Annotated in this window: 17 protein-coding genes; 12 read left to right on the top strand and 5 right to left on the bottom strand. The window is 71.8% G+C overall.

The genetic code is table 11. From position 1 onward, the window contains the following. Window positions 1–10 precede the first annotated feature (10 nt). Together AQI88_RS00895 and AQI88_RS00890 are read left to right on the top strand one after the other, a co-directional pair. Window positions 11–3,031, top strand: coding sequence for an alpha-mannosidase (locus AQI88_RS00895; RefSeq protein WP_066990128.1), 3,021 nt, complete (start codon window positions 11–13; stop codon window positions 3,029–3,031). A gap of 89 nt (window positions 3,032–3,120) precedes the next feature. Beyond that, a complete protein-coding gene (locus tag AQI88_RS00890) occupies window positions 3,121–3,588 on the top strand; it encodes a DUF4231 domain-containing protein (protein ID WP_066990125.1) in 468 nt (155 codons plus the stop codon). Window positions 3,589–3,603: 15 nt separating this feature from the next. On the opposite strand, the gene AQI88_RS00885 is transcribed toward AQI88_RS00890, so the two are convergent. After that, on the bottom strand, window positions 3,604–4,305 hold the full coding sequence (locus tag AQI88_RS00885; protein ID WP_066990122.1) for a FadR/GntR family transcriptional regulator: 702 nt from the start codon (window positions 4,303–4,305) through the stop codon (window positions 3,604–3,606). A 165-nt stretch (window positions 4,306–4,470) separates the two neighbouring features. On the opposite strand from AQI88_RS00885, the gene AQI88_RS00880 reads away from it, so the two are divergent. The 8 genes from AQI88_RS00880 to AQI88_RS00845 are packed head-to-tail and all read left to right on the top strand — an operon-like array spanning window position 4,471 to window position 12,354. Further along, window positions 4,471–5,544, top strand: a complete 1,074-nt coding sequence (locus tag AQI88_RS00880) for a sugar ABC transporter substrate-binding protein (protein ID WP_066990120.1) — start codon at window positions 4,471–4,473, stop codon at window positions 5,542–5,544. Further along, window positions 5,541–7,034, top strand: a complete 1,494-nt coding sequence (locus AQI88_RS00875; RefSeq protein ID WP_066990117.1) for a sugar ABC transporter ATP-binding protein — start codon at window positions 5,541–5,543, stop codon at window positions 7,032–7,034. The genes AQI88_RS00880 and AQI88_RS00875 overlap by 4 nt, the downstream gene beginning before the upstream one ends. An 11-nt stretch (window positions 7,035–7,045) precedes the next feature. Beyond that, window positions 7,046–8,071 (top strand): ABC transporter permease, encoded by a 1,026-nt coding sequence (locus AQI88_RS00870; protein ID WP_066990114.1) that lies wholly within the window; start codon window positions 7,046–7,048, stop codon window positions 8,069–8,071. 39 nt (window positions 8,072–8,110) lie between these two features. Continuing rightward, a complete protein-coding gene (locus AQI88_RS00865) occupies window positions 8,111–9,451 on the top strand; it encodes an L-fuconate dehydratase (RefSeq protein ID WP_066990111.1) in 1,341 nt (446 codons plus the stop codon). Beyond that, window positions 9,448–10,206 (top strand): SDR family NAD(P)-dependent oxidoreductase, encoded by a 759-nt coding sequence (locus AQI88_RS00860; RefSeq protein ID WP_066990109.1) that lies wholly within the window; start codon window positions 9,448–9,450, stop codon window positions 10,204–10,206. The genes AQI88_RS00865 and AQI88_RS00860 overlap by 4 nt, the downstream gene beginning before the upstream one ends. Then, complete coding sequence (locus tag AQI88_RS00855) at window positions 10,203–11,171, top strand: aldo/keto reductase (RefSeq protein ID WP_066990106.1); 969 nt, start codon at window positions 10,203–10,205, stop codon at window positions 11,169–11,171. The genes AQI88_RS00860 and AQI88_RS00855 overlap by 4 nt, the downstream gene beginning before the upstream one ends. Beyond that, window positions 11,168–11,518, top strand: coding sequence for an L-rhamnose mutarotase (locus tag AQI88_RS00850; protein ID WP_066990102.1), 351 nt, complete (start codon window positions 11,168–11,170; stop codon window positions 11,516–11,518). Before AQI88_RS00855 ends, AQI88_RS00850 begins: the two co-directional genes overlap by 4 nt. Next, window positions 11,515–12,354, top strand: a complete 840-nt coding sequence (locus tag AQI88_RS00845; protein WP_066990099.1) for an amidohydrolase family protein — start codon at window positions 11,515–11,517, stop codon at window positions 12,352–12,354. Before AQI88_RS00850 ends, AQI88_RS00845 begins: the two co-directional genes overlap by 4 nt. On the opposite strand, the gene AQI88_RS00840 is transcribed toward AQI88_RS00845, so the two are convergent. Continuing rightward, window positions 12,342–13,763, bottom strand: a complete 1,422-nt coding sequence (locus AQI88_RS00840) for a lipase maturation factor family protein (RefSeq protein ID WP_066990096.1) — start codon at window positions 13,761–13,763, stop codon at window positions 12,342–12,344. The two genes, AQI88_RS00845 and AQI88_RS00840, sit on opposite strands and share 13 nt — an antisense overlap. Window positions 13,764–13,923: 160 nt before the next feature. On the opposite strand from AQI88_RS00840, the gene AQI88_RS00835 reads away from it, so the two are divergent. Next, window positions 13,924–16,011 carry a SpoIIE family protein phosphatase gene (locus AQI88_RS00835; RefSeq protein ID WP_066990094.1) on the top strand — a complete coding sequence of 696 codons (2,088 nt, stop codon included), beginning with the start codon at window positions 13,924–13,926 and terminating at the stop codon, window positions 16,009–16,011. A gap of 31 nt (window positions 16,012–16,042) precedes the next feature. Next, window positions 16,043–16,906, top strand: coding sequence for an Fpg/Nei family DNA glycosylase (locus tag AQI88_RS00830; RefSeq protein WP_066990091.1), 864 nt, complete (start codon window positions 16,043–16,045; stop codon window positions 16,904–16,906). A 36-nt stretch (window positions 16,907–16,942) separates the two neighbouring features. Here the strand turns inward: AQI88_RS00830 and AQI88_RS00825 are convergent, their stop codons facing one another. The 3 genes from AQI88_RS00825 to AQI88_RS00815 form a co-directional block, all read right to left on the bottom strand. After that, a complete protein-coding gene (locus AQI88_RS00825; RefSeq protein ID WP_066990089.1) occupies window positions 16,943–17,596 on the bottom strand; it encodes a zf-HC2 domain-containing protein in 654 nt (217 codons plus the stop codon). Between the two features lie 151 nt (window positions 17,597–17,747). Next, window positions 17,748–18,263, bottom strand: coding sequence for a hypothetical protein (locus AQI88_RS00820; RefSeq protein ID WP_066990086.1), 516 nt, complete (start codon window positions 18,261–18,263; stop codon window positions 17,748–17,750). Window positions 18,264–18,413: 150 nt separating this feature from the next. After that, window positions 18,414–18,962, bottom strand: a complete 549-nt coding sequence (locus AQI88_RS00815) for a sigma-70 family RNA polymerase sigma factor (protein WP_066991528.1) — start codon at window positions 18,960–18,962, stop codon at window positions 18,414–18,416. Window positions 18,963–19,107: the final 145 nt, after the last annotated feature.

Raw genomic sequence — 19,107 nt, 5'->3', positions numbered from 1 at the left:
AGCACCCCGCATGCACGACGACCGCAATCTGGTCGAAGCCCGCCTCAGGCGCGTCCTCGACGAACGCATCCGTCCCGCCGTGTACCCCAAGTCCGTGCCGCTCCAGGTCGCGGTGTGGCACGCGCCGGGCGAACCGGTGCCGGTCGCCCAGGGGCTGGCGGCCGAGGCCGCGCCGATCGAGGTGGGCGCCCGGTGGGGTGCTCCGTGGGGCACCAGCTGGTTCCGGGTGACCGGGACCGTGCCCGAGGCCTGGGCGGGCCGGACCGTGGAGGCCCTGCTCGACCTGGGCTTCGACGAGAACATGCCCGGCTTCCAGTGCGAGGGCCTGGTCTACCGGCCCGACGGCACCCCGCTGAAGGGCCTCAACCCGCGCAACCAGTGGGTGCGCATCGGCGCGCCCGTCGCGGGCGGGGAGGAGGTGCGTCTGCACATCGAGGCCGCCTCCAACCCGGTCATCCTGGACTACCACCCCTTCCGGCCCACCCGGCTCGGCGACAAGGACACCGCCGGGCACGAGCCGCAGTACACGCTCACCCGGATGGACCTCGCCGTCTTCGACGAGACCGTGTGGCGGCTGGTGCTGGACCTGGAGGTGCTCGGCGAGCTGATGACCGAGCTGCCCGTGGACTCCGCGCGCCGCTGGGACCTCCTGCGCGCGGTCGACCGGGCCCTGGACGCCGTCGACCTTCAGGACATCAACGGCACGGCGGGCAGGGCCCGTGCGCAGCTCACCGAGGTGCTGGCCGCGCCGGCCGTGCCGTCCGCGCACCGGATCAGCGCCGTCGGGCACGCGCACATCGACTCCGCCTGGCTGTGGCCGCTGCGCGAGACGGTGCGCAAGGTGGCCCGTACGACCTCCAACATGACCGCGCTCATCGAGGACGAGCCGGAGTTCGTCTTCGCCATGTCGCAGGCGCAGCAGTGGGCGTGGGTGAAGGAGCACCGGCCCGAGGTGTGGGCGCGGGTGAAGAAGGCCGTGGCGGAGGGGCGGTTCGTGCCGGCCGGCGGGATGTGGGTGGAGTCGGACACCAACATGCCCGGCTCGGAGGCGATGGCCCGCCAGTTCGTGCACGGCAAGCGGTTCTTCCTCGACGAGTTCGGCATCGAGAACGAGGAGGCCTGGCTGCCCGACACCTTCGGCTTCGCCGCGGGGCTCCCGCAGATCATCAGGGCGGCCGGCTCCAAGTGGCTGCTGACGCAGAAGATCTCCTGGTCGCAGACGAACAAGTTCCCGCACCACACCTTCCGGTGGGAGGGCATCGACGGCACCCGGATCTTCACGCACTTCCCGCCCGTCGACACCTACAACTGCTCGATGAAGGGCAGCGAGATCGCCCACGCGGCCCGGAACTTCAAGGACAAGGGCAGGGCCCGGCACTCCCTGGCACCCACCGGCTGGGGCGACGGAGGCGGCGGCACGACCCGGGAGATGGTCGCCAAGGCGGCCCGGCTGCGCGACCTCGAAGGCTCGGCGGCCGTCGTCTGGGAGACACCCCGGGCGTTCTTCGAGAAGGCCGAGGCCGAATACCCCGAACCGCCCGTCTGGGTAGGTGAGTTGTACCTCGAACTGCACCGCGCCACCCTCACCAGCCAGGCGAAGACCAAGCAGGGCAACCGCCGCAGCGAACACCTCCTGCGCGAGGCGGAGCTGTGGGCGGCCACCGCAGCCGTACGCACCGGATTCCCCTACCCCTACGAGGAGTTGGACCGTATCTGGAAGACGGTCCTGCTGCACCAGTTCCACGACATCCTGCCCGGCTCGTCCATCGCCTGGGTGCACCGGGAGGCACGGGCGACGTACGAGCGGACCGCCGTCGAGCTGAACCGGATCATCGAGGCCGCCCAGCACGCCCTCGCGGGCGAGGGGGAGACGCCCCTCGTGTTCAACGCCGCCCCGCACGCGCGCGCCGGCGTTCCGGCAGGAGGGGCGGCAGCGCCGCGGACGCAGGGCACGACGACGCTCGTGCCGCGCCCGGACGGCGGACACGTCCTGGACAACGGCCTGCTGCGGATCGGGATCGACGCCCGGGGCCTGGTCGTCTCCGCCCACGACATCGAGGCCGACCGCGAGACGATCGCCCCCGGCACCGTCGCGAACCTCCTCCAGCTCCACCCCGACTTCCCGAACATGTGGGACGCCTGGGACGTGGACGAGTTCTACCGGAACACGGTCACCGACCTCACGGACGCCGACTCGGTGACGGCCGGTGAGGACGGCGCCTCGGTGCGGATCGTACGGTCCTTCGGCGCCTCCCGCGTCACCCAGGTGCTGTCGCTGCCGCCGGGGGAGCGGCGTCTGGTGCTGGACACCGAGGTCGACTGGCACGAGACGGAGAAGTTCCTGAAGCTGGCCTTCCCGCTCGACCTGCATGCCGAACGGTACGCGTCGGAGACCCAGTTCGGGCACTTCCACCGCCCCACGCACACCAACACCTCTTGGGAGGCGGCCAAGTTCGAGGCCTGCAACCACCGTTTCGTGCACCTGGCGGAACCGGACTGGGGCGTCGCCGTCGTCAACGACTCGACGTACGGCCACGACGTGACCCGCACGGTCCGCACCGACGGCGACCGCGGTACGACCACCACGGTGCGGGTCTCCCTCCTGCGTGCCCCGCGTTTCCCCGACCCCGAGACCGACCAGGGCGTCCACCGCTTCCGGCACGCGCTGATCCCCGGCGCCCGGATCGCCGACGCGGTCCGCGAGGGCTGGCGGATCAACCTGCCCGAGCGGCTCACGACCGGTGCCGGTGAGGTCGCCCCGCTGGTCACCGTGGACAACGACGCGGTCGTCGTCACGGCCGTGAAGCTGGCCGACGACGGCAGCGGTGACGTGGTGGTCCGCTTCCACGAGGCGCACGGAGGCCGGGCTCGGGCGACCCTCACGGCGGGCTTCGCCGTCGCGGACGTCGCGGTGACGGACCTGCTGGAGCGGCCGTGGGACGAGGGGGCGCCGCCGGTGCGGGACGGCGACCGCGTGACCGTACGGCTGCGCCCGTTCGAACTGATGACCATGAGGTGGCGCAGGGCGTGAACCCACGGTGGGCAAGGGCGCCCGGCGCGGCCGCCCTTGTCCACCGTCCGGGCTTTCCCCGGGGCGGGCACAGCCACGATGATGTGCCGATGAGACGAAGAAGGGTCCCCGACAACTCCTGGGCTGCGGAGCCGGATCCCCTGCTGGCCCTCGCCCGACGGGAGTTGACGTTCTACGCGAGGGCCTGTGACCGGGCCAGGCGGCTGCACCACGTCACCGAGCTCGGCGCTCTCCTCACCACGTCGGTGACGGTCGTGGCCGCCGGTCTGCATGCTCCCGCCTGGCTGACCGCGCTGATCGCGGGCGGCGCCGTCTTCTTCACCGGCATGCGGCAGCTGTACGGTGCCGGCTCGCGCTGGGTGCTGGCCGCGCAGGCGCGGGAGTCGTTGCGCCGGGCACTCGACCGCTACCTGCTCCTGCCCGAGAGCGCACGTGACGCAGCGGCCCGGCAGGCGCTGCATGCGGTGGTCGAGGAGGTCGGCGCGAACGAGCTGCGCGCCTGGTCCGAGGCGCAGGGAGGGCGCCCGGAACCGTCTCTGCCCTCGGTCGGAGCCTGACCGCGAGAGAGCTGGTCAGGGCCCCAGCTGCGCCCTGAGCCACTCCTCCACCTCGCCCACGTGTGCGGCCGCCGCCGCCCGGGCCGCCTCCGGGTCGCGGGCGCACAGGGCGCGGTGGATGGCGGCGTGTTCGCGGCGGGTGCGGGCGAAGGCGCCTTCCTCCTGGTAGCCGCGCCAGACGCGGGCCCGGAAGGTGCGGGAGGACAGGCCCTCCAGGATGGCGGCCATCGTGTCGTTGCCGGCGGCGGCCGCGATTTCGCGGTGGAAGGCCAGGTCGTGGGCGAGGATCTCCTCGGGATCGTCGGTGGCGTTCATCGCCGTCAAGTGCTTCTCCACCTCGGCGAGCTGGTCCTCGGTGATGCGGGCCGCGGCGAGCCCGGTCGCCGTGGACTCCAGGATCCGGCGCACCTCCAGCAGCTCCACCAGCCGCGGCCCCCGCGACAGGTCGGCCACCACCCCGAAGGTCTCCAGCAGGTCGCCGGCCTCCAGTGCGGTGACGTAGATACCGGAACCGTGCCGAGCCTCCAGGACACCCAGGACCGTCAGCGCGCGGATCGCCTCGCGCATCGAGCTGCGGGAGATGCCCAGCTGGGCCGCGAGATCCCGCTCGGTCGGCAGGCGCTGGCCCGGCTCCAGCCGGCCCTCGGCGATCATCGCCTTGATCCGCTCGATGGCGCGCTGGGTCACCGTGCCCTTCTGCGGGGCTGCCTCGTCCACGCCACTCCTCCAGTCACCAGGGTGCGTCGCAGTGTAATCGCCGAATTGGTCGGACCACTATGCGTCGGCAGCGCGGAAATCTGCTGCACGAGGGTATTCCCGCGCCCGAGTGGTCTGATAAGTATCCAGGCATCTGCTCGAACACGCTCGACGAGGAGCCGCGAGATGCCCGCCAGAACAGCGAGGAAGCAGAACAGGTCACGGATCACCGGCGCGGCGGCCCTGGCCGCCTGTGCGTCGCTGCTGCTCGCCGCGTGCGGCAGCACCAAGGACACGGGCGCCTCCAGTGCCGGAGGCGGGGGCGGTACCGGCAAGGTCGGGGTGATCCTGCCCCTGCTGACCTCGCCGTTCTGGCAGTCGTACAACGACTACGTGCCCAAGATGGCCAAGTCCGAGGGTGTCGAGACGCTGAAGACGGTCAACTCCAACAGCGATCCCTCGCAGCAGATCACCGACATCAACAACGAACTCAACCAGGGTGTGAAGGGACTGGTGGTCGCGCCCCTGGACAGCGCGGCCATCCAGGCCGGGCTCGACCAGGCCGAACGCAAGGGGGTACCGGTCGTCGCCGTGGACGTCGCGCCCGACAAGGGCAAGGTCGCCATGGTGGTGCGCGCCGACAACGTCGCTTACGGCGAGAAGGCCTGCGACTACCTCGGGCAGCACGTCGGCAGCGGCAAGGTCGTGCAGATCATGGGCGACCTCGCCTCGGTCAACGGCCGCGACCGCTCCGAGGCCTTCCGGGCCTGCGTGAAGAAGAAGTACCCGAAGCTCAAGGTGCTGGAGATCCCCGCCAAGTGGGAGTCCGACACCGCCGCCGCCAAGCTGGACACGCTGCTGGGCGCCAACCCCGACATCTTGGGCATCTACCTGCAGGCCGGCGGTGTGTATCTTGCGCCGACGCTGCAGACCCTGAAGTCGAAGAACATGCTGAAGACGGCGGGGCAGAAGGGCCACATCGCCATCGTCTCCAACGACGGCATCCCGCAGGAGTTCGACGCCATCCGCAAGGGCCAGATCGACGCCACCGTCTCCCAGCCCGCGGACGCCTACGCCCAGTACGGCATGTACTACATCAAGGCGGCGATGGCTGGGAGGACGTTCCGGCCCGGTCCGACCGACCACGGCTCGACCATCGTGAAGCTGCCCAGCGGCATCCTGGAGGACCAGCTGCCCGCGCCCCTGGTCACCAAGGAGAACGTCGACGACGCGAAGCTCTGGGGCAACACGGTCAAATGAGCGCACCTCTTGTTGAAGCCGAGGGCATCGTCAAGCGCTACGGCCCCACGGTCGCCCTCGCCGACGGCCGCCTCACCGTGCGGCCCGGCGAGTCCCACGCACTCGTCGGCCGCAACGGCGCGGGCAAGTCCACCCTCGTCACCGTCCTCACCGGACTCCAGGCCCCGGACGCGGGCACCGTACGCTTCGACGGCGAGAGCGCACCCGCGCTCGCCGACCGGGACGCCTGGCGCCGCAAGGTCGCCTGTGTGTACCAGAAGCCCACGGTCGTACCGGAGCTGACGGTCGCCGAGAACCTGTTCATCAACCGGCAGCCGCTGCACCGGGGCTTCATCAGCTGGCGCCGGCTGCGGCGCGAGGCCGCCGAGCTGCTCGCCACCTGGGACGTGCACGTCGACCCCGAGGCGCGCACCGCCGACCTCAAGGTCGAGGACCGCCACATGGTGGAGATCGCCCGGGCGTTGAGCTTCGGAGCGCGGTTCATCGTCCTCGACGAGCCGACCGCCCAGCTCGACAACCGGGAGATCGAGCGGCTGTTCAGCCGGATGCGCGCCCTGCAGGACTCCGGGGTCACCTTCCTGTTCATCTCGCACCACCTCCAGGAGGTGTACGAGGTCTGCCAGACGGTGACCGTGCTGCGCGACGCCCGCTGGATCACCACCGCCCCCGTCGCCGAACTGCCCCGGGCGGCGCTGGTGGAGGCGATGGCCGGGGAGAGCGTCGCCGAGCGGGCGGCGGCCGTGCGGGAGACGGTGGCCGACGATGCGACGGTCGCCCTCGAAGCGCACGGGCTCTCGTCGCAGTCGTACCAGGACATCGACCTCACCGTCCGCCACGGCGAGGTCGTCGGACTGGCCGGCTCCAGCGCCAGCGGGAAGGTCGAGCTCGCCGAGACCCTCGCCGGACTGCACACCCCGACGAGCGGCACGGCCCGGCTGGACGGCAGGCACCTCCCGTTCGGGGACGTCCGGGCAGCGCTCAGGGCCGGTGTCGGCTGCGTACCCCGGGACCGGCACGAACAGGGCCTGGTGACCGGGATGAGCATCGGCGACAACGCCACCCTGAGCGTCCTGAACCGCCTGGGCCGGTACGGGTTCGTCGGCACCCGGCGCACACGCGGCGTCGCCGCCGACCTGATCGCACGCCTCGACATCCACGCCGAGGGCCCCGACCAGCCCGTCTCCGACCTCTCCGGCGGCAACGCGCAGAAGGTCGTCATGGCCCGCGCCCTGGCCTCCGATCCGCGGCTCCTCGTCCTGATCAACCCCACCGCGGGCGTCGACGTGAAGTCCAAGGAGTCCCTGCTGGCCCGCGTGGACAACGCCCGCGAGGACGGCACCGCCGTGCTCGTCGTCTCCGACGAACTCGACGACCTGCGGCGCTGCGACCGCGTCCTCGTCCTCTTCCACGGCCGGATCGTCGCCGAGCACCCGGCGGGCTGGCACGACCACGAGCTGATCGCCTCCATCGAAGGAGTGGACCATGGCTGAAGGAGTGGACCATGGCTGACACCAAGGCCCCGCCGCTCACACCCGTCCCGGTCCAGGGCACCCGCCCGGCCAAGGCCGTCCTGCTCCGCCGGGCCCGCGAACTCGCCCTGGTACCGGCCCTGTTGCTGCTGATGGTGCTGGGCGCGTTCGTCAACGACTCCTTCCTCACCGAGCGCAACATCATCTCGATCCTCGGCGCCTCCGCCGCCCTCGCCATGGTGGTGCTCGCGGAGTCACTCGTCCTGATCACCGGCAAGTTCGACCTGTCGCTCGAATCGGTGGTCGGCATCGCACCCGCCGTGGGCGCCCTGCTCGTCCTGCCCGCAGCCCAGTCCGGCTGGGGCACCGAGTGGCCCACCGCGCTCGCCCTGGTCGCGATCCTCGTCGTCGGCGCGGCGATCGGTGCCCTCAACGGCGTCCTCGTGGTGAAGTTCAAGCTCAACGCCTTCATCGTCACCCTGGCGATGCTGATCATCCTGCGCGGACTGCTGGTCGGCGCCACCAAGGGCAAGACGCTGTTCGGGATGCCCGACGCGTTCTTCACCCTCGCCACCACGACCTTCCTGCGCGTCCCGATGTCCGTGTGGCTGGCGGCGCTCGCCTTCACCGTCACCGGGCTCGTCCTGCGCTACCACCGCGTCGGCCGCGCCCTGTACGCGATCGGCGGCAACGCGGACGCCGCCCGCGCGGCCGGCATCCGGGTCGACCGCGTGATGCTGGGCGTGTTCGTCGTCGCGGGCTGCCTCGCCTCCGTCGGCGGGCTCCTGCAGACCGGGTACGTCGGCGCGATCAGCGCCAACCAGGGCAACAACATGATCTTCACCGTGTTCGCGGCGGCCGTGATCGGCGGTATCAGCCTGGACGGCGGCAAGGGCACCATGGCCGGCGCCCTCACCGGTGTCCTCCTGCTGGGTGTCGTACAGAACCTGCTGACCCTCGCGCAGGTGCCGTCGTTCTGGATCCAGGCCATCTACGGCGGGATCATCCTCGTCGCCCTCATGATCGCCCGCGTGACGACGGGCCGGGCCCAGGACTGAACCCTCGCCCCCAACTGTCCCCTGACCGAAAGGACTTCAGTGTCCGAGGCCCCCGCCCGCATCACCGCGGTCGACACCCACGACATCCGTTTCCCCACCTCGCGCGAGCTGGACGGCTCCGACGCGATGAACCCGGACCCCGACTACTCGGCGGCCTACGTCGTCCTGCGCACGGACGCCGCCGACGGGCACGAGGGGCACGGGTTCACCTTCACCATCGGGCGGGGCAACGACGTCCAGGTCGCCGCGATCGACGCGCTGCGGGGCCATGTGCTCGGCCGCGATGTGCAGAAGGTCTGCGCCGACCCCGGCTCGCTCTTCGGGGACCTGATCGCGGACAGCCAGCTGCGCTGGCTCGGTCCCGAGAAGGGCGTGATGCACATGGCGATCGGGGCCGTCGTCAACGCCGTCTGGGACCTCGCCGCCCGGCGGGCCGGCAAGCCGCTGTGGCAGCTGCTCGCCGACGCCGAACCGGAGTGGCTGGTCCGCCAGATCGACTTCCGCTACCTCACCGACGCACTCACCCCCGATGAGGCCCTCGACCTGCTCAGACGCGGCAGGGAAGGCGCGGCGGACCGCAGGGCCCGGCTGCTGGAGCGCGGCTTCCCCGCCTACACGACCTCCCCGGGCTGGCTCGGCTACGACGACGACAAGCTCACCCGGCTCGCCGCCCAGGCCGTCGCCGACGGCTTCCGGCAGATCAAGCTCAAGGTGGGCGCCGACCTGGAGGACGACGTACGGCGCTGCCGGGTCGCCCGCGCCGTCGTCGGACCGGACGTCCGCCTCGCCGTCGACGCCAACCAGCGCTGGAACGTGGACGAGGCGATCACCTGGACCAGGGCCCTCGCCGCATTCGACCCGTACTGGATCGAGGAGCCCACCAGCCCCGACGACGTCCTCGGGCATGCCGCGATCCGCCGCGCGGTGACTCCGGTCAAGGTCGCCACCGGCGAACACGTGCACAACCGCATCATGTTCAAGCAGCTGCTCCAGGCCGGCGCCCTCGACATCGTGCAGATCGACGCGGCCCGGGTCGCCGGAGTCAACGAGAACCTCGCCGTCCTGCTCCTCGCCGCCAAGTTCGGCGTCCCCGTCTGCCCGCACGCGGGCGGGGTCGGCCTGTGCGAACTCGTCCAGCACCTGTCCATGTTCGACTACCTGTCCGTCTCCGGGACCACCGAGGACCGGGTCATCGAGTACGTCGACCACCTCCACGAGCACTTCCTCACCCCCGTGGTGATCCGCGACGGCCACTACACGGCCCCCACCGCGCCCGGCTTCTCGGCCGCCATGCGCCCGGAGTCCCTCGCGCGGTACACCTTCCCCGGCGGCACCTTCTGGGCCGTCGACCCCGACACGCAGAAGGGACAGGCGGCATGAACGACTTCGAGGGCCTCAGAGCCCTGGTCACCGGCGGCGCGTCCGGGATCGGCCGGGCCACCGCCGGCCTCCTCGCCGAGCGCGGCGCCCAGGTCGCCGTGCTCGACCTGGACCCGTCCTCGGTGGACAAGCCGCTCCTCGCACTGGTCGCCGACGTCAGCGACGACGCCTCGGTGCGGACCGCCGTCGCACAGGCCGCCGAGACCCTCGGCGGCCTGGACATCCTGGTCAACAACGCCGGCATCGGCGCCCAGGGCACCGTCGAGGACAACGACGACGCCGAGTGGCGGTGCGTCTTCGACGTCAACGTCCTCGGCATGGTCCGCACCGCCCGCGCCGCCCTCCCGCACCTGCGCCGATCCCGGCACGCGGCCATCGTGAACACCTGCTCCATCGCCGCCACCGCCGGGCTTCCGCAACGCGCCCTGTACAGCGCCACCAAGGGCGCCGTGTACTCCCTCACTCTGGCCATGGCCGCCGACCACGTCCACGAGGGCATCCGGGTCAACTGCGTCAACCCCGGTACGGCCGACACCCCGTGGGTGGGCCGCCTGCTGGACGCGGCCCCCGACCCCGCCGCCGAGCGCACCGCCCTGGAGGCCCGCCAGCCCACCGGCCGCCTCGTCTCGTCCGCCGAAGTCGCGGGCGCCATCGCCTACTTGGCCAGCCCCCTGTCCGGCGCCACCACCGGCACCGCCCTCGCCGTCGACGGCGGCATGCAGGGCCTGAGGCTGCGCCCGGCGGCGGACCGGTGACCGCCCTGGGCCGCAGCGGCGTCGAGGTCACCCCCCTGGGCTTCGGCGCCGCTGCCCTCGGCAACCTCTACACCGAGGTCGGTGACGAGCAGGCGTACGAGACCGTGCGGGCCGCCTGGCAGCGGGGCATCCGCTACTTCGACACCGCGCCCCACTACGGCCTCGGCCTCTCCGAACGCCGCCTCGGCGCGGCCCTGCGGGACTACGACCGCACCACGTACACGGTCTCCACGAAGGTCGGCCGCCGCCTGGAACCCGCCGACGGCACCGGAGACGACCTGGCGAACGGCTTCGCCGTCCCCGCCGCCCACCGCCGCGTCTGGGACTTCAGCGCCGACGGCATCCGCCGGACCCTGGAGGCGAGCCTGGACCGCCTCGGCCTCGACCGCGTCGACGTCGTCTGCCTCCACGACCCCGACGACCACGCCGAGCAGGCCTTCCGCGAGGGCTATCCCGCCCTGGAGAAGCTCCGCTCCGAGGGCGTCGTCGGCGCGATCGGCGCGGGCATGAACCAGACCGGGATGCTCACCCGGTTCGTCCGCGACACGGACGTGGACGTGGTGCTCTGCGCGGGCCGCTACAGCCTGCTCGACCAGAGCGCGGGCACCGAGCTGCTGCCCGAGGCCCGCGCGCGGGGCGTGTCGGTCGTCATCGGCGGCGCCTTCAACTCGGGCCTGCTGGCGGACCCGACGCCGCAGTCGACGTACGACTACGGCCGCGCACCGAGGGAGCTGCTGGACCGCGCCCTGCGCCTGAAGGCGGTCGCCGGCCGGCACGGCACCACCCTGCGCGCCGCCGCCCTGGCCTTCTGCTCCGCGCACCCCGCTGTCGTCTCCGTCCTGGCCGGCGCCCGCTCCTGCGCCGAAGTCCACGACTGCGCCGAGCAGTTCGCCACCCCCGTCCCGGCCGCCTTCTGGCAGGAGCTGCGGGACACCGGTCTGCTGCCCCCCGAGGAGCCGTCATGAGAGTCGCCCTGCACACCAAGGTCCGCGCCCACCGGATCGCCGACTACGAGGCGGCCCACCGAGAGGTCCCGCAGGAACTCACCGACGCCATCCGCGCCGCCGGAGCGACCTCCTGGACCATCTGGCGGTGGGGGTCCCCCCGCGCGAGCGAAGCCGAGCGTGGGGGAGGGACCGACCTCTTCCACCTCCTCGCATGCGAGGACTACGCCCGCCTGCTCGCGGAACTCGAACAGCTGCCGGTCAACGTCGCCTGGCAGGCCCGCATGGCCGAGCTGCTCGACGTCGTGCACGACTACTCCGAGGGCGGCGCACAGGCCGGGCTGCCCGTCGTCTGGGAGCTGCCGTGACCGTCGACGCCCACCACCACGTCTGGGACCTGTCGGTCCGCGACCAGGACTGGATCACCGGTCCCGGACTCCGCCCGCTCAGACGGAACTTCGGCCTTGCCGACCTGGAACCCGAGGCCCGGGCGGCCGGAGTGGACCGTACCGTCCTCGTCCAGACGGTCACCGTGCCCGAGGAGACCCCCGAGTTGCTGGCCCTGGCGGCCGCACACGACCTGGTCGCGGGCGTCGTCGGCTGGACCGACCTCACCCGCCCCGGCATCGCCGACGAACTGGCCCGCCTGCGCGAGCTTCCCGGCGGCAGCTTCCTGAAGGGCATCCGCCACCAGGTCCAGAGCGAGCCCGACCCCGAGTGGCTGCTGCGGGGCGACGTGCGGCGCGGCCTGGCCGCCGTGGCGGAGGCGGGCCTGGTCTACGACCTCGTGGTCCTGCCCCACCAGCTCCCGGCCTGCGCCGAGGCGGCCGCAGCCCTGCCCCGACTGACCTTCGTGCTCGACCACTTGGGCAAACCGCCCATCGCCTCGGGGGAACGCGAACCCTGGACGACCCACCTGCGCGCCCTCGCCGCCCTCCCCAACACCGTCGCCAAACTCTCCGGCCTGGTCACCGAGGCCGACCCCGCCTCCTGGACGACCGCCGGCCTGCGCCCGTACACCGACGCCGCCCTGGAGTCCTTCGGCCCCGACCGCCTGATGTTCGGCTCCGACTGGCCGGTGTGCACCCTGGCGGCCACCTACGCACAAGTGGGTCAAGCGGCCCGGGAGCTGACGTCAGGGCTCGGCGCGGCGGAGCGCGCCGCCCTGTACGAGGGCACCGCGAGCCGCGTCTACGACCTCTGAGCCACCCCGGCCAGCCGCGTGGGCGGCAGCCACTCCCGTACGTACACCCGCTCCCAGCACGCCCCCGTCTCCCGCAGCTCCCGCCAGGTGGTGTAGCGGTAGCGGAAGAGGCGGGCGCGGACGTAGCGGGGCGGGGCGTCCGCCGGGAACGGGGAGCGGCGCAGCAGCTTCAGGGTGTCACGGTCGTTCTCCAGCAGCCGCTCCACCAGCCCGCCGAACCAGTCGCCGGCGTAGGCCGGGGACAGCGCGGCGAACCACATCAGCCAGTCCAGACGCAGGTGATACGGCGCGAACTGGCGGGGCCAGTGCCGGGGATCGCCGGGCTTGCCCTTGAACTCGTACTCCCGCCATTCCGAGTCCTCCCGCGGCAGGTCGTCCCGGGTGCCCTCGACCACCACCTCGTAGCGGATCCGGCTGACGCTGCCGAACGCGCCGTAGGTGTTCACCAGGTGCAAGGGGTCGAAGGAGCGGTTCATGACCTGGCGCCGGGAGATCATGTTCAGCACCGGGTGGTAGCTCAGGTAGATCAGCAGGGCGGCGAGGGCGAGCACCACGGCCTCGTACCAGAGCGGTGCCGCGGGCACGGACGGTGCCGTGGCGGGCAGCCGGAGCGCGGACAGGGCCAGCACGATGGTGATCCAGTTCAGCCAGGAGAAGTTGCCGGACAGCACCAGCCACAGCTGGGTGACGATCATCAGCGCGGCGGCGGCCGAGGAGACCGGCTGCGGAGTGAACAGCAGGACCGGTACGACCAGTTGGGTGACGTGGTTGGCGGCCACCTCCACCCGGTGCAGGGGCCTCGGGAGATGGTGGAAGAACCAGCTCAGCGGGCCCGGCATCGGCTGGGTCTCGTGGTGGTAGTCCAGACAGGTCAGCTTCCGCCAGCACGCGTCGCCCCGGAGCTTGATCAGCCCGGCCCCGAACTCGACCCGGAACAGGATCCAGCGCAGCAGGAACAGCACGACGACGGGCGGTGCGACCGCGTCGTTGCCGAGGAACGCGGCCAGGAAGCCGACCTCCAGCAGCAGCGACTCCCAGCCGAACGCGTACCAGGTCTGGCCCACGTTGACGATCGACAGATACAGCGCCCACGGCACCAGCCACAGCAGGATGCCGGCCCCCAGCGGCAGCAGGGAGTCCGCGCCGGCCAGCAGGGCGGCCGAGACCGCGCAGCCGGACCAGGCGCAGGCCGCGAAGAAACGGTCCGAGTAGTGCAGATGGAACAGGCTCGGGGTCCGCCTGAAGGGTGCCCGCGCCGTGAAACGAGGGATCGGCAGCATGCCGCGCTCGCCCAGCAGGGCCCGGAACTGGAGGGCGGCCACGAGGAACGCGACGAGATACAGGCCGGCCAGAGCCCGCTGGAAGACCAGCCGGCTCAGCCAGTAGTCGGGTGCGGTGAACCAGTCCACGGCTGTGCGCTCCTGCCTCCATTGTCGCCACCGGCGGTGGCGCGCCGGAAGGGCTCGTCACTGCGGGTACCGTACCGCTGCGTCTGCGTAACCCCGGGCAGTGAAGCGGACGGTCTTCGTCCCAGTCGAATAATCGGAGAATCCCTGGCAAGGTGGCCCCATGGCCGATCGGGGAGCGAGCGCCCCGTCACTCCTGGAGGAATGGCCCGCCCACCCGGGCCCGATCCTGGCGCTCAACCGCATGGGCAGCTTCGACTGGGACCTGGACGCGGGCCTGTTCCACATGGATGCCCAGGCCCACGAGGTCTTCGACCTGCTTCCCGAGGAGTACGACGGCCGGGCGGAGTCCCTCGCCGTCCGGGTGCCGCCGCCGGAGGCCGCCCGGCTGGACGCGCTGGTGGCCCAGGCCATCAAGGACGGCAGCGAGAACTACGGCGCCTACTTCCGCATCCGCTGCCGCGACGGCACCCCGCGCTGGGCCCACACCCAGGGCTACATCCGGCGCGACGAGACCGGCCGGCCGCGCCGGGTCGTCGGCATCGTCCGCGACGCCACCGAGGAACTTGCCGACACCGAGGCGCGCAGCGTGCGGGCCGCCCAGGACCAGGCCTTCCGTCAGCAGACCAACGTCGTCCAGGTCATCTCCGCCGCCCTCGCCCACGCCCGCAGCGTCCAGGACGTCATCGACGTCCTCAAGGACGCCCACGGCATCCGCCACCTCGGCGCGGCCAGCCTCGTCATGGGGCTGGTGGAGGCCGGCCGGATCCGGCTCATCGCGGAGGGCCCTGTGGGCAGCTTCGTGCCCGGCACCCGGATCACCCGGATCGACGAGCCGTACCCGATGGGCGAGGTCGTCCGCACGCTCACCCCGCGCTTCATCGAGTCCCCGGAGGAGTTCGCCGAGGGCTACCCGATCCTGTGGCCGCACATCACCGGCCTGCACATCACCTCCGCCGTCTACCTGCCGCTGATCGCCCAGGCCCGCCCGTTCGGCGCCATGGGCCTGCTCTACAACGACCGGCAGGGCTTCTCCAGCGAGGAGCGTGCCGTCCTGGTGGCGCTGGGCAGCAGCATCGCGCAGAGCCTGCAGCGGGCCATGCTCTACGAGCAGGAGAAGGACCTCGCCCAGGGCCTCCAGCAGGCGATGCTGCCCCGCACCATCCCGAGCGTCCGCGGCGCCGACGTCGCCGTCCGCTACCGCGCCGCCACCGCCGGGGGCGCCCTCGGCCGGGACATCGGCGGCGACTGGTACGACCTGATCCCGCTGCCCGGCGGCCGGGTCGGAGCGGTCATCGGCGACGTACAAGGGCACGACACACACGCGGCGGCCGTGATGGGCCAGCTGCGGATCGTGCTGCGCGCCTACGCCGCCGAGGGACACACCCCGGCCACCGTGATGGCCCGCGCCTCCGTCTTCCTGCACGAACTCGACACCGACCGCTTCGCCACCTGCCTGTACGCGGAGGCCGACCTGTCCACCGGGGTCGTCCAGGTGGTCCGGGCCGGGCACATCGACCCGCTGGTCAGGGACGCCGACGGCACCTGCCGCCGGGTCCCGGTCGAGGGCGGGCTGCCGCTCGGTCTCTCCGCCGAGTTCGGCCGTCTCGAGTACCCCGTCTCCACGCTCGAACTCGACCCGGGCCACACCCTGCTGCTGTGCACCGACGGGCTCGTCGAGCAGCCCGGCACCGACCTCGACGACGGGATGCAGGCCCTGACGACCCTCATCGCCAAGGGCCCGGACGAGGTGCGCGACCTCGCCGCCCGGCTGATCGAGGTGGCCGAGGAGCGGCGCGGCGACGACGACGTGGCGCTGCTCCTGCTGCGCCGCCGGGTCCCCGAGGCCCCGCGGACCGGCGGCCGGCTCCAGCAGCACGTGGCTCCCGGCGACCCGGAGGCCCTCACCCACGCCCGGCACATGATCCGCGCCGCGGTCCGCTCCTGGGGCGCCCGGGACCGGGCCGACGAGATCGAGCTGGTCGCCGACGAACTGATCACCAACGCCCTGATACACACCGAGGGCTCCGCGATCGTCACCCTGCGGGGCCTCGAAGGCAGCGACCGGCGGCTGCGCGTCGAGGTCGAGGACTGCTCCAGCGCCCTGCCGCGCCGTCGAGAGGCGGGGGAGGACGGTGTCTCCGGACGCGGACTGCTCCTCGTGGACCGGCTTGCCGACGTGTGGGGCGTGGAGGCGCGGGGCGGCGGCAAGTGCGTGTGGTGCGAGTTCCTGGTGTCCGAGCGCACCTGACCCCAGGGGCCCCGGATGGCACTCTGGACGTATGCCGGAACTGCCCGAGGTGGAAGCCCTCAGGGACTTCCTGACCGAGAACCTGGTCGGCCACGAGGTCGTACGGGTGCTGCCTGTCGCGATCAGTGTCCTGAAGACGTACGACCCTCCTCCCGGCGCGTTCGAGGGCAGCGAGGTCACCGCCGTGCACCGGCACGGGAAGTTCCTCGACATCGAGGGGAACACCGGCCTGCACTTCGTCACCCACCTGGCCCGCGCGGGCTGGCTGCAGTGGAAGGACCGGCTTCCGGACGGCCCGCCGCGCCCCGGAAAGGGACCCCTCGCCCTGCGCGTGGCGCTGGAGACCGGCTCGGGCTTCGACCTCACCGAGGCCGGCACCCAGAAGAAGCTCGCCGTGTACATCGTCCACGACCCGCAGGACGTGCCCGCAGTGGCCCGCCTCGGCCCGGACCCGCTCGCCGACGGCTTCGACGAGGACCGCTTCGCCGCCCTGCTGAAGGACGAGCGGCGCCGGCTGAAGGGAGCCCTGCGCGACCAGTCCCTGATCGCCGGCGTCGGCAACGCCTACAGCGACGAGATCCTGCACGCCGCGAAGATGTCCCCGTTCAAACTCGCCGCGTCCCTGACCGCCGAGGAGACCCGAAGCCTCTACGAGGCGCTGCGCACCACGCTCACCGAGGCGGTCGAGCGGTCGCGTGGACTGGCCGCAGGACGGTTGAAGGCGGAGAAGAAGAGTGGCCTGCGCGTCCATGGCCGTACCGGCGAGCCCTGCCCGGTGTGCGGCGACACCATCCGCGAGGTCTCCTTCAGCGACTCCTCGCTCCAGTACTGCCCGACCTGCCAGACGGGCGGCAAGCCGCTGGCGGACCGCAGGTTGTCGCGGCTGCTGAAGTAGTCGGGCCGCATCCTCACCCGTGGTTGCTCACGATATTCAGCGGGCGTCGAGGGTGACCAGCGGCTGTCCGTCCGCGGTGCGCACCTCGTAGCGGGCGATCTCGTCCGGATGCATGGTGGAGCCCGCCATGGTCGTGGTCATGTCGGTGTCGTGGGCGCCCACGTTCCAGCCGCTGACGACCTGCTCCGAGCCGTCGTTGCCGATGACGACGAGCCGGCAGGAGTGGGGCCCGGAGGTGTCCTTCACCTCCAGCCGCATCCGGCTGCCGGCGTCCCCGTCCTCGGTCGTGACCTGGGCCCACACCCCCGTCTTCGGGTCGGTCGCCGCGGTGACGCGCGCGGCCGGCTGGTCGTGCCCGGCGTAGACCATGATCCCCGGCCCGGCCACGGCCAGTACCACCGAGGCGGCCAGACCGTACAGGAAGCGGCGGCGACGGGCCCGGTGCCGCTGCCCGAGCTCGCCGAGGAGCCGGTCCAGCAGCCGGGGACCGGGCTGGGTCATGGGGTGCACGAAGCGCGGCGTGGCCCGGCGGTACAGCATCAACTGCCGTGCCGTGGGGCCGAACTCGGTCACGTGTGCCGCGCACTGAGGGCACTCCATGAGGTGGTCCTCGAAGCGGAAGGCCTCCGCCTCGTCCAGCACGCCGAGCGCGTACGCGCCGACGTCGCGATGCCTTTCCAGGGACCTCATGCCGAATCCTCGTGCCTATGGGTGTGGGTGGGGTTACTCCTTGCTCCCATCCGTACGCAGCCGACCACCGAATCACTCAAGGCGCACACCGAATCGTGACCAAGAGATTCGGAGCGGCCCGGCCCGCGGATTGGTCCGATTTCCCGAGAACTCAAAAAAGGTGGATGGCCAGGTGTCCGAGCGGCAGTCCGAGCCGCCAGGCAGGCGTCCACACCTTCGGTCCGTCGTCCTCGCAGGACACCGCGCCGCCCTGCGGCACCGCGTCCAGGTCGGGCGCGAGCAGCTCGGTCTCCTCCAGCCAGCGCCAGGCCTCGGCCGCGAGGGCCAGGTCCGGTGACGGCGTGCCGGAGGCGTCCTGCTCGGCGGTCAGCTCGGCCATGCGCTCGCGCACCCAGCCCTGCCACGGCTGGTCGTACGCCGTCAGCGACAGCCAGTTCTCCAGCTGCGAGATCACCCGGATGCCGGAGAGCTCGCCGTCGGTGTCGGACAGGAAGACGGTCAGTGCCAGCGCGTCCCGGCCGGCCCGGAACTCGAAGGACGTCGGCGGCATCAGATCGCCGGTGCGCAGCAGTTCGTCGGCGATGTACTCGGCGTACAGCCAGGCCATGGGGACGGCCAGTTCACCGCCGCCGGTGCCGTCCGTGCTCTCGTGCCCTCTGTGCAGCATCCCTTCCTGCCTTCCTCGGTGCGTGCGTGTCGCCCGAACCCCTGGACCCCATACGGGCAGTCCCCGTCCGGAACACGGATGAGGACAGCTGATTGCCCGAACGGGGGTCACAGCAAGGCGCTTTACCGAGGCTTGACCAGGTCCTCGGTTTCACCGCAGATCGGCTGCGTAACCCGGAAGGACCCGGCGCAGGGCGCGCAACGCGTAGTACGCGCGGGACTTCACCGTACCGGGTGGAATTCCCAGGGTCTGCGCGGCTTCCGCAACACTGGCCCCACGGAAATACACGAGTATCAGGACGTCACGGTGTTCCGGCGTGAGTGTCTTCACAGCCTCCCGGACATCGAGCATCGCCGCGGCCCGCTCGGCGTGGTCGGCGGTCACCCGGGCGTTCTCGGGCACCTCGTCGCCGACCTCGGGCGGCCGTGCCTGCCGGGCCCGCCGGGCGTCGATCGCGAGCCGCCGGGCGACGGTCAGCAGCCAGGGCCGTACCGAGTCGAAGTCGTCCGAGCGCAGGGCCTCGGGGTGCTGCCAGGCGCGTACCAGGGTCTCCTGGACGAGGTCCTCGGCGCGCTGGCGGTCCCCGTCGCTCAGCCTGAGGAGCAGCGCGAAGAGGGGGCCGCCGTGCTCGCGCTGGAGTGCGGCGAGCTCGTGCTCGGCGGTCGTCGTCCCGTGGGGAAGTGCGGTTCCGGCCGTCATGGCCGTATGGGAACGCAGGGCGCCGCCGGGGGACAGGGGGCGCACGCGGCTCTGCGACGGACGGTCGATCGTGTCGGCGAACGGTAGGACGAGCGGTCCGCGACCGCGCGTCCACAGCCCCGGATGGGTTAAGGAGAGCGTCTGA

It is taken from the genome of Streptomyces cellostaticus, from assembly GCF_001513965.1.
GTDB lineage: Bacteria > Actinomycetota > Actinomycetes > Streptomycetales > Streptomycetaceae > Streptomyces > Streptomyces cellostaticus.
This window is presented reverse-complemented; position numbering and strand designations above follow the sequence as displayed.